This window comes from Campylobacter avium LMG 24591 (genome assembly GCF_002238335.1).
Taxonomy (GTDB): Bacteria; Campylobacterota; Campylobacteria; order Campylobacterales; family Campylobacteraceae; genus Campylobacter_D; species Campylobacter_D avium.
Genome location: NZ_CP022347.1, coordinates 1,383,701 through 1,394,150, shown reverse-complemented (window position 1 = coordinate 1,394,150; position 10,450 = coordinate 1,383,701). Strand labels below are relative to the sequence as shown.

The 10,450-nt window shown below is 34.1% G+C and carries 9 protein-coding genes and 1 pseudogene; 3 read left to right on the top strand and 7 right to left on the bottom strand.

What is annotated here, in order from left to right:
- Positions 1 to 85: 85 nt before the first annotated feature.
- The gene (locus CAV_RS07070; RefSeq protein ID WP_094752848.1) at positions 86 to 727 is read right to left on the bottom strand and encodes a TetR/AcrR family transcriptional regulator; all 642 of its coding nucleotides are present in this window, start codon (positions 725 to 727) and stop codon (positions 86 to 88) included.
- A gap of 64 nt (positions 728 to 791) precedes the next feature.
- Here CAV_RS07070 and CAV_RS07065 point away from each other — a divergent pair, with 64 nt between their 5' ends.
- The 3 genes and pseudogenes from CAV_RS07065 (at position 792) to CAV_RS09335 (ending at position 3,647) form a co-directional block, all read left to right on the top strand.
- On the top strand, positions 792 to 1,487 hold the full coding sequence (locus CAV_RS07065; RefSeq protein ID WP_169711643.1) for a winged helix-turn-helix domain-containing protein: 696 nt from the start codon (positions 792 to 794) through the stop codon (positions 1,485 to 1,487).
- Positions 1,488 to 1,652: 165 nt separating this feature from the next.
- A pseudogene (locus CAV_RS09340) lies at positions 1,653 to 2,420 on the top strand (cache domain-containing protein); the annotation flags it as partial.
- Between the two features lie 93 nt (positions 2,421 to 2,513).
- Complete coding sequence (locus tag CAV_RS09335; RefSeq protein WP_390089122.1) at positions 2,514 to 3,647, top strand: methyl-accepting chemotaxis protein; 1,134 nt, start codon at positions 2,514 to 2,516, stop codon at positions 3,645 to 3,647.
- Between the two features lie 22 nt (positions 3,648 to 3,669).
- Here the strand turns inward: CAV_RS09335 and CAV_RS07055 are convergent, their stop codons facing one another.
- The 6 genes from CAV_RS07055 to CAV_RS07030 form a co-directional block, all read right to left on the bottom strand.
- Complete coding sequence (locus CAV_RS07055) at positions 3,670 to 4,269, bottom strand: outer membrane beta-barrel protein (RefSeq protein WP_157676350.1); 600 nt, start codon at positions 4,267 to 4,269, stop codon at positions 3,670 to 3,672.
- Between the two features lie 88 nt (positions 4,270 to 4,357).
- A complete protein-coding gene (locus CAV_RS07050) occupies positions 4,358 to 4,705 on the bottom strand; it encodes a hypothetical protein (protein WP_094325827.1) in 348 nt (115 codons plus the stop codon).
- 3 nt (positions 4,706 to 4,708) lie between these two features.
- Positions 4,709 to 6,067 (bottom strand): cytochrome P450, encoded by a 1,359-nt coding sequence (locus CAV_RS07045; RefSeq protein WP_094325826.1) that lies wholly within the window; start codon positions 6,065 to 6,067, stop codon positions 4,709 to 4,711.
- 9 nt (positions 6,068 to 6,076) lie between these two features.
- Positions 6,077 to 7,165, bottom strand: a complete 1,089-nt coding sequence (locus CAV_RS07040; protein WP_094325825.1) for a hypothetical protein — start codon at positions 7,163 to 7,165, stop codon at positions 6,077 to 6,079.
- A 53-nt stretch (positions 7,166 to 7,218) separates the two neighbouring features.
- Positions 7,219 to 8,400: a capsule polysaccharide modification protein KpsS gene (kpsS, locus tag CAV_RS07035; protein WP_094325824.1), complete on the bottom strand. Its 1,182-nt coding sequence runs from the start codon at positions 8,398 to 8,400 to the stop codon at positions 7,219 to 7,221.
- Entirely contained in the window at positions 8,391 to 10,442 is a 2,052-nt protein-coding gene (locus CAV_RS07030) for a capsular polysaccharide biosynthesis protein (RefSeq protein WP_094325823.1), read from the bottom strand. The genes kpsS and CAV_RS07030 overlap by 10 nt, the downstream gene beginning before the upstream one ends.
- Between the last annotated feature and the right edge of the window lie 8 nt (positions 10,443 to 10,450).

The following is a 10,450-nucleotide window of genomic DNA, read 5'->3' as shown; positions in this document are numbered from 1 at the left end:
ATTCCTTTTTCATATTTAAAAATGTAATAATAATTACATAAAATTATAAGTTTAAAATTATAATTTGTATGAGGTTAATATACGGTTAATATCTCGTTTTAGTAAAAAAGTCTACTATAAACCTAGCTAAATTGTCTTGTTCTTCCTTGCTCATAATCCTTTCCTCTCTTAAAGTAATCCTATAAAGACACTGAATTCTAATAGTATCTAAAAACATATGGGCTAATAAATTTGCATTTTTTACCGCAAAATCAGCGTCAAAGCGTTTAAAGGCTTCTTGTATGAGTTCTATTGTGTAGTCATTTTCAAATTCTTTAAGCATTTTTAATATATTGCTATTTGGGCTGTAAATTCTAGAATGCACTATTTTAATAAGTCCTATACTTTCTTTATCGTTTAGCGTTTTTATCATATAAGTTGCGATGTTTAGTAAAAAATCATAGACATTATCGTATTTTTGATTGGCTATTTTCTTGATATTTTGCATATCTTTTTCTATCCTATCTTTTACTAGCTCCATAAACAAATTTTCTTTACTTTGGTACGCGGCATAAATGCTAGATAAAGAGCCCCCGCTGAGCTTTACTATGTCTTTTAAATTCGTAGCTTCATAGCCCTTTTCAAGAAACATATTTAAGGCTACTTGTTTTATCTTTGCTTGTCTTTGCAAGGTCTTTTCTGAAAGCTTTTCCATAGTATCTATCTCCCGTCTTGTGAATTTTAGCAAATTTTTTATCTTTTCCTTTAGCTATTTTGCATTTTTTTAATCTTTTATGATAAGGTATGAGCATTTGAAAATAGGTTTTGCAATGCTAACAGTAGAAAAGATAGAAAAATATATAAGTAAAGATAGAAAGCTAAGAGCCGCTAAGGTCTTTGAGATAATTGATTTTTACAAGCTTGATTTGGACTTTTTTTTAGATTTTATTTGCAAGCATTCAATCAAAATCACCGAGCCAAAGATAGCAGCAAGAGAAAAAAATAAACTCTTAAATGAGCTTGAAAGCCTAAAGGATGATAACTCAAAGATAACTTGCAAGCAAGCAGCTCAATTAAGCAAAAAGTACGGCTTTAAAGAACTTGGCACGGCTTTGAAACAATACAATATCAAATTTAGATACAGCAAAGAAAAAAGAACAGACAAGGCCTTTTTTGTGAGAACAAAGACTTGGATAGAAAATGAGGACGGCGAGCTACTTTTTGGCAAGGGTCAAATAGAGATTTTAAAATTCGTAGAAGAAGAAGGCAGTATCTTAAAGGCAGCCAAAAGAATGGGAATTTCTTACAAAAAAGCTTGGCTTCATCTACAAAGCTTACAAGATAGCACAAAAGAGGTTTTGATATTTACAAAGCAGGGCAGAAGCAAAGACTCAGGCACAAAACTTAGCCCAAAAGCACTAGAGCTTATGGGTAAATATGTAAGATTACAAAAAGAAGTAAATGAGTATGCGAACAAAAAATTCAAAGAATTCTTCATAGACTGTTAAGAAAAGTAAATATTTCTTAAACAATTTGTTTATTTCAGTAACATATTTTACATTTTTCGTTTTTTTTTTTTTTGTAAGCGCGAAAAAATTTGTATAATTTTCTTAGTAGCATAATATTTTGTTTGAGATTCATAAAGACTGTTATCAAAATTTTAGGAGGACTTTATGAGAAGTGTTGTAGCCAAGAAAATTTCTATTTTCGTGTTTGTTTTGTTGGTGGCAGGCAGTTTTTTACAGGGTTTAATCTCCATTTACATAGCCGAGGAAAATGCTGTAAAAAATTTCATATTTTCCAAGCAAAATGTTGCTAGGAATGCTTTACTGTTCGTTGATTCTTATTTTGACGATAGAATGGATTTTTTGCTTAAGTTAGGAAAGCAAATCGAGCTTAGCTCTGATTTAAGCAGCGAAAATGTCTCCAAAATTTTAGAAAACAGCTTTGTCTTGTCTAAATTTAGCAATCTATACATCACTTATGAAGCAGACGGACTTTTTATTTATGTTAATGAAGAGTCAAAGGGCAGGGCAGCTTACAGAACACCGCAAAAGGATAATTACGACGGGCGAACTAGAAGCTGGTATGAAAGCGCTAAAAAGCTTAATGCCGTAAATTTGAGCGAAACTTATGTTGATTATCTAACAGGGCTTTTGGCAATTACTGTCTCTGTGCCTGTGACGGTGGATGGCAAGATTGTTGCAGTTTTAGCAGCTGATGTAACTTTGAGTGACTTGAGCAAACAATTTAGCTCTGTAAATACCTCAAAAGATACTTACACTTTCTTAGCAGATAAAAACAATCACATCTTTTTTCACAGCGCAAGAAATGATATATTAAATAGCGATGATACATATCTTTCAAATTTGATTGCTAATCTCTCAAGAGAGGCTGTAAAGGCTAATTACAATGTAACTCAGGGTATTGATTATGACTTTGATGGTAAAGAACTTTCCGCGGTTTGTATAGAATCTAAAAAAGGCATTTTGCTTTGTAATTCTACGAATAAAAACATTTACAAGCAAGCTTTGATGGACTCTATAATCTCTCAGCTGATATTATCTGCATCTTATGTGCTTATAGTTATGCTTGTTTTGAATTTCTTGTTAGGGTTTTATCTAAACAGATTAAATATCTTAGAAAAAGGGCTTGTGGCTTTCTTTGACTTTGTAAATAACAAAACCTCGTCTTGCTCTACCATAAACATAAAGTCAAAAATCAAAGATGAATTTACTAAAATGGCTGATGTTTTAAACAAAAATATCTTACAAAGTAGGGACAAGCTTTTATCTGATGAGGAATTTGTAAGAGAAGTAATAGGCGCTACTGAACAAATTCATAGTGGAAATTTAAAAGTAAAGCTTGATAAAACGCCTAGCAATCCTAAGCTCGTGCTTTTAAAAGAAAATTTAGACAGATGCTTTGTGAATTTGCAAGAAAAGATAGGCTCTGATTTGAATGAAATTCAAAGGGTTCTTGAGAGTTTTAAAATTTTTGATTTTAGAGCAATTCTTTCTAATAATGACGGAGAGATTGAAAAGATGATAAATTCAATGGGCTCTGAAATAAGAAAGCTTTTAAAAGGTAGCCTAGAAGTGGCACAAAGTCTTACAAGAGAATCAGAGGGCTTAAAAGCACTTATGAATCAGCTAATACAAGAAAGCAAAACCCAAGCTTCATCCTTGCATAGCTCAGCCTCAGCCGTCAATCAAATAAATTCGGCAATGCAAGGAGTTAGCGAAGTTACAACGCAAACAAGCTTAAAGTCCAAGGACATAACAGACATAGTAAAGGTTATAAAAGATATAGCTGAGCAGATAAATTTGCTAGCACTGAACGCAGCCATTGAAGCGGCAAGGGCTGGAGAATACGGACGCGGCTTTGCGGTGGTTGCTGATGAGGTTAGAAATTTGGCAGAAAAAACAGAAAAATCTCTTAGTGATATAGAAGCAAATGTAAGCATGCTAACTCAAAGCATAAATGATATGAGCTCATCTATACAAGAACAAGCTCAAGGACTAGCTCAAATAAGCACAAACATAGATGAGCTTGAAGCTGTTATGAATAATAGCTTAGATTTGGCGAAAAAGACTGATGAGTTGGCCTTAAAGGTTGATGATATTTCTCATAAAATGACAGCTGATATATCTAATAGAAAATTCTAAGCCTACTCAGGCTTAGAAGCTTTTAAAATCTGTAGTTTAGACCTATGCTAAATAAATGCATGTCATCTGGTTGAATTTTTCTTGTATTGTTTGCAAACATCTTTTCTGGTAAGGAAGAATCGAAGTATTTGTATTTGCCCTCAAGTTCTAAATAGCTTAGCACTTTATAGGTCCAGCCAAGTTCGCCGCCCCAACCAAAGGCGTTTTCATTGCCATACTCGCCGCTTGTTTGTGCGAAAACCTCTCCTAAAGATAAGCCTGCAAAAATGCTAAAATCCTGTGTTAGATAGTAATTTACATCGGCATTTATGGTAAGCAAATTTGCCCTAAAATCTTTTGTTATATTGCCAGAGCCGCCGTATCCTGAGTATGTGTAGTCTATGTAAGGTCTAAAAGAAATTGCCTGGCTGTAAAACCACTCATAACCAGCCTTTATGCCTAGGTTGTAGCCATTTATATTTTTATCATTATCAGCGCCTTCAACCAAGCCGCCAAAAAGCATTCTCTCATCACTTATAGTTCCCAAAGAATACCCAACGCTAGCACCAGCAAAAAAACCATTCTCATTTGCAAGGGCTACAGCACAACTTAAACTTAATACTAAAACTGTCTTTTTTAACATCATCTCTCCTTGTATTTGAAATTTCAAGTATTATAGTGCTTTATTATTTTCTTTTGTCAAACAAGATAATAAAATAGCTTGAATTTGCTTATTTGCCTATGCTTTGCTTATCAAGCCCTTTTTGTAGCATTAAATCAACTATGGGTTGTTCTCTTTTATTTGCTCTTTTGCAATGATCTTTTTGAAAAAAATCCGTAATTTTTATGACAAATTTAGCCCATTTTTTATCTCTTTGCCTCCAAGCGTGAGACGAGACACTCTCCCAAGCGTAGCCATTAAAGACAGTTGCATTTACAAAATGATCCATCGCTCTAACGCCCTGTCTTACCCTGGCAACGCTTATAAAAAGCCCCACAAAGACTATAAACAAATACCCAAATATAAATAAAGGCACAACAGCACAAAGTAAAATAGTCCCAGCTAATTTTTCTTTCATATCTTATCTTCTTATAAATTTAATGCTCATGCCATTTGCGGAACGAACAGTTAGCCGTCCTACCACATCCGGAGTGAAATTTTCTTTTAACTGTAATTTGTATTTTTTTAAAATAGAAGCTAAAATTATCATAGCTTCTTGCATGGCAAAGCCTTGGCCTATGCAAATTCTTTCGCCCATGCCAAAGGGCATGTAAGCATCTTTGTTTATCTGCTCGTCAAATCTTTGTGGCTTAAATTCGTGCGGGTCTTGCCACAATTTGCTATGTCTGTGTATTAGCCAAGGTGCTACGACAACGCCTGAGCCTGCTTTGATTTCTTTGTCTCTTATTTTGGTATCTTTCTTTGCCGTTCTAGGAAAAAAGCCAACCGGAGGATATAGTCTTAGGGCTTCTTTAAAGATATTATTTAAGACTTTAAAAGCTTTAACATGAGCTATGCTAAGCTCTTCTCCTTTGGTAATTTGCATAATTTCATCATAAGCTTTTTCTTGCCAACTAGGCTCAACACATAAGCAGTAAAGCGTCCAAGTGAGCGAAGAAGCTGTTGTCTCGTGTCCTGCTAAAAATAGCATTGATACTTGGTCTAAAATTTCTTTAAATGAAAAAGGCTCGTTTGTATCCGCGTCTATCACCCTTAGTAAAGAGGCTAGTATATCTTGTCTGTAATCAGCCTTGCCCTCTCTTTGCTCATCATATCTTGGCTTAATGATTTGTGCGAGATTGTCTCTTATACAAGCACCAGCCTTCATACGCTTGTTTTCTCCCAAAAGCTTTGAAAGCCATTTAGGAAAGCAAAACATCTCTCGTATGCCTGTGCGTATGGTTTCTTCTTGCATTATGCTAAAAGCCTTTAAAATTTCTTTGCCCTTTTCTTCATCAAGCTTAGCACTCATGATAGTTCTAAATATCACATCCGCCGTTACAAAAGTCATCTCCTCATCTGCGTCGATAAAATCTTTGTCTTTTTTCTCAAGCCTGATTAAAAGGTCATTAGCCGCGTCTTTCATCAGCTCAAAAACCTTGTTTATCCTTGTCATTTCAAAGCTAGGCATTAAAAGTTCTCTTTGTTTTTTCCAAACATCTCCATTTGTTGTAAAAATGCTTACGCCTAAAAGCGGCTCTAAAAGCCTGTGCAATAATTCTGACTTTGGAAATTCCTTAACCTCATCAACCATAATCCTTTTTACTTCTCTTACATCATTTACCACATATAAATCAAAGCCAGGCATTTTCACCCTACCGCTTTGCATAGAATAGCTCTTTTCATACAAGCCATCTAGCCAAGAACGTCTTTTTAGCAAAAAGGTCATAAGCGTTGAAGCTTTAGTCTTTTTAGGCTTTGGGTGAAAGGGGCAAGCCATCGCAACTCCTTATATTTTCTCTTCTAATTTTTTTTTATCCACTATGAAGTTAAAAAAGTCATAAATTCCATCTTTTTTTCTCACAGCTTCTAGATACAAAAAATGAACTCTGTAAAGGTTTTTTCTAATCTTTCTATACTCCTCTTTTTCATAAAGCTTGTAAAAGGCTGCCGAGAGGAAGTGAATTTTTAAATTTATTTTTTTTACATTGGCAAGTTTTAAGAAATTTAGTTTATAAAAACACGCACCGTCAATCTTTGAGGTAAAATCAAGCCAGAACAAGCTCTTGCTAGCAATAAATTCCAACTGCTCTCTAAAGTTTTGGGCATCTTTGTGCAGGCTTAGCAAGGGTATGCACTCGCCTAGTGATAGGATTTTTAATTTATCTAAATTTAACTCATCTTTTGCTTGTAAAATTTTATATAGCACAGGGATTAAAAGCATGGTGCCAACACTATGAGCGCACAAGATAAGTTCAAAGTCTTGATTTTGCCTTAACTGTTTTATTATTCTTTGTGCAAACTCATCACATCTTTGCTCAATATTTTCAATCTTGCCCTTAGAAAGCAGTGCCGCAAACACGCAAATTCTTAGTATCCACAAAGAAGCCGTTGCCTTGCCTATTTTAATTACAAGTTTGTTGCCAAAATAGATGAAAATCAAGCTTAAAACTAGGGCTAGATAAATGTTTGAGATAAAGATAAAAAAAAGATATGCAAGAAAAAATACCAAAAAATACGAAAAAGCTATGTAAAGAAAGGGGTAAAGCCCAGCTATAAAAGCCCCTTTGTTTAGCTTAAAAAATTGTATAAATAATAAATTTAGAAAATAAAACCTTGCAAACAAGCACATATCTTTCATAATGCCAATAAAACCTTCGTGCCAATTTTGCCTTACTATATCATTCCACAACAAAACATTATAAGTGGTTTGGCAGTCTTGTGCAAGTATCTGCCAAGAATTGTGAGAGTTTTTGCTTAGCTTGTACTGTGTTTTATGAAGATTGTTGTAAATATTTAAATTTTTTTTAAATATAGAATAATAATGTCTAGCGGTTCTAGGATCGTAACCAGCTAGATAAAACACAGACCTTTGCATAGAAATCCTTAAAAATAATCCTTAATTATAGTCTTATTTGGATTAATAAAGGTTTAAAGCTTGTTTTTATAGAAATTTGAGTTGATTTGGTTGTTGATGAGCAAATAAGCTCTTAAATTTGCGTACATTCTGTAATTTGGCTTGTAAGAGTGTGCTTGCCTCCAAAACAAATCAAGGGATTTTTGATAAGTAATGCCATCTATGTTGTAAAACGCTTCTCCGCATACTTTTAAAGGGCAGTTGTGATACAAGGCAGACAGTCCAACTGTCGAGTTTATGACTACGCAGCCTAAGGCATTGCTTAAAACTGTTGGCAGGTGAGAATCATGCACATAAATAACCCTGTCGCTTATATTGTATTGCTTGCTAAGGCTTTCTATAAGCTTTGCGTAGTTTTTGTATCCTCTATCCATGGGATGATGTTTAAATATTAAATAATGCTTGCTTCTAGCGTTGTTTGCAAAGGATGCGATGGTTTTTCTTATGAAAACTTCCACACTTTTGTATTTGTAATGCCTTGAAACCTGCGTATCATTATAGACTTGTAAAATGGCTATAAAGTATGAATTTTTAAGGTCTTTTTGTATTTTTTTATTTATATTTTTTTCGCTGAATTTATAAAGAATTTTTCTAAACAAAGAACGAATCCAAGGCAAAAGCTCTAAAGGACTTAATGAGCGGTGGTGCAAGGAGTTGTTATGAAACGCGGATAATAAAAATGCAAAAAACCAATACAAAAAAGCATAAAAGGCCATATACTTAAAGGCTCCCTTGATGTTTTTGTGCTCATCTTTTACTATAAAATCTTTACCTAGGTAAAAGCTTTTTTCTCTAGGGATGGGCGAATTTGCATTTACTCCGTTTTTTTCCAAGGTTATAAAACTCGGCCTTAAATACCCTTCCTCAAAGATGAACACATCTATTTTTAGCCTCTTAGCTATTTTTATAGCTATTCTGTGCACTGGCCTGCAGTCATTAAACAAAACTACGGCTTGAATTTTATTTTGCACACAAAAATCTTTGAAAAAATATCTAAAGTGGTTGAAATTTCCCTTGTAAGTTGTGGCATTAAAAGGGTAGAAAAATCTATCTCCTCCGTTAAAATTTATCTTAAAAACATTTGCATTTTCTTTTTTCATCAAAGAGGCTAAGCGTCTAAAATAAGGACCTATAGGACTTTGCAACAATAAGACATTTTTGTTTTTAAAATTTTTTACATGCTGTTTTAGTTCCATAGCCCACTCTTTGCAAGTTTTTCATAGCCTCGCCTTGCCTTTCTTAAGGCGAAATTTCTTAGCGTATTTGCATAAGCAAAGCACTTATCGTTAAGATACCTATCTCTAAGCTCTAGCATTGAGGAAAAAGCACTTTCAAATTCGCACAAATGCTTGGTTTTTGCATTGATATATCTTGGATAGATTAGCAAAACCCCGGCCACTAGCTCATCTAAGCTTAGCTTTCTTGTTCTTCTATCGCATTGTAGCATATCTGTTGTAAGCCCCCAGCCCGCATAAAACGGCATGCCATATGCAAAGACCTTTTTTTCTCTTAACAATGCCTCAAAGCCAACTGTAGAACTTATAGTATGCACTTCGCTAGCAAGCTCTAAGCAGCTGTGAATGCTTGCTTCTTTAATGATTTCATCGCAGTACTTAAGTATAAGTTTTTCATCTTTTAGCCCTTGTCTATTGCCGCTTAAAACATCTGGGTGAATTTTATAAAGTATGTAGGCATTTGGCTCTTTTTCTCTTAAAATTTTTATAAGCTCTAAATATTTTATTTCGCAAGATGAAAGCAGCACAGAGGCATCATCTTCAACCTGTGCAGGCACTAATATAACTTTTTTACCCTTTGTTTTATCCTTGCTAAATTCGTAATATTTGGCTTCGTTGTATTTGGAAAATTTGTGCTCTACTACATTTTTTCTAGCTTCTTTGGCTCTTTGTAAAAGTTCTTTGCTAAATTCGTGCTTTTGCAAGATATCCTCTAAATCACTAGGCCTTGTAGAATCCATATATAGTCCCTTGCTATCCACAACCAAAGAATACGCCCTTGTTAAATCAGAGCCCAAAAACACAGAACGCACAAAGCCATCTTCTACCCTGTGAATTTTCACATCTTTATCAAGATATTTTTTTATTTCCTCATCTTTTATCAAGGCACCCCAAACGAGAATTTTATCGTTTTTGTCTATTTTAAATTTTTTAAGATCCTCAACTTTGGATACAAAGACTATTTTATTTGACTTGGCTTTGAAAAAATCCCTCACAAAAGACCTTTTCCAAAGGGTAAAATTTACGAAAAATAAGGTATTTGAGTTGAAATTTTCTATGTTTTTGTATTTGTGCAAGGTTTTTATAGTGTCAAAAATATCACTTTTTTTGTCGGCGTAAGGATTGTAATAGCTAGCATAAAGCAGATAAAAGGCTGCGAAAAGCTCTTCTACGCTTCTTTTTTTCACTCTCCTATCACATTTTAGCATATCCGTTGTAAGCCCCCAGCCCGCGTAAAATGGCATACCATAACAAACGCAGTCCACCCCCATAATCAAGGCCTCAAAGCCCATAGTGGAAGTTTTTGTATAAACCTTGTGAAAATACTTTAAAAGCTCTATGGGGTTAAAATTTTCACTTAAAATTCCCACATCACTTGGAAGTTTTTTAATGTCAAAGTCAAGTTCTTTTTTGCCGCTTAGCACATCTGGATGAATTTTTACATACACCTTGGCATTATTTTCCTCTTTAGCCTTTTGTATCATATCTAGAGTGTTAAACTGCAGTGCTTGGCCGTATTTTAAGGAGTAATCATTATTTGCCTGAGTGATGATTAACACCCTTTTTTCATCATCTTTAAACAAATTCTTGGGAACTTTTTTGTTGTTATTATATTTGCTAATTTTATAAGTTTTGATTAACTTTATCGCTTGCCTAGCCCTTTTTAAGATATCCTCATCAAATTCATATGTGTTTAGTATGTACTCAAGCTTGCTAGCTTTTGTGCTATCGTAGTAAATTCCAATATCATCGCTTACAATGCTAAAGGTTTCTAAGCTTTCAAAGCCTAAATTTAAAGACCTTAGCAAGCCATCTTCTAAAAGCAAAAATTTAGCACCGTGTTTTTTCGCCAATTCCACGGCCTTACATCCTGATTTCTTGCGTCCCCAACCAAGAAAAATATCATCACTTGTGATGTTTTTAAAAGCTGTGTAAAATTCTGCCTCGTAAAAGTTTTTAACAGTTTTAATTAATCTCCTAGAGCTAGTATAAAATTTCCCCATACGAAATT

What these genes read in the sequence shown, in the direction of transcription:
- CAV_RS09335 (WP_390089122.1), top strand. Translation starts at nt 2,514, where the DNA reads ATGGACTCTATAATCTCTCAGCTGATATTATCTGCATCTTATGTGCTT.
- CAV_RS07055 (WP_157676350.1), bottom strand. Translation starts at nt 4,269, where the DNA reads ATGTTAAAAAAGACAGTTTTAGTATTAAGTTTAAGTTGTGCTGTAGCC.
- CAV_RS07050 (WP_094325827.1), bottom strand. Translation starts at nt 4,705, where the DNA reads ATGAAAGAAAAATTAGCTGGGACTATTTTACTTTGTGCTGTTGTGCCT.
- CAV_RS07045 (WP_094325826.1), bottom strand. Translation starts at nt 6,067, where the DNA reads ATGGCTTGCCCCTTTCACCCAAAGCCTAAAAAGACTAAAGCTTCAACG.
- CAV_RS07040 (WP_094325825.1), bottom strand. Translation starts at nt 7,165, where the DNA reads ATGCAAAGGTCTGTGTTTTATCTAGCTGGTTACGATCCTAGAACCGCT.
- kpsS (WP_094325824.1), bottom strand. Translation starts at nt 8,400, where the DNA reads ATGGAACTAAAACAGCATGTAAAAAATTTTAAAAACAAAAATGTCTTA.
- CAV_RS07030 (WP_094325823.1), bottom strand. Translation starts at nt 10,442, where the DNA reads ATGGGGAAATTTTATACTAGCTCTAGGAGATTAATTAAAACTGTTAAA.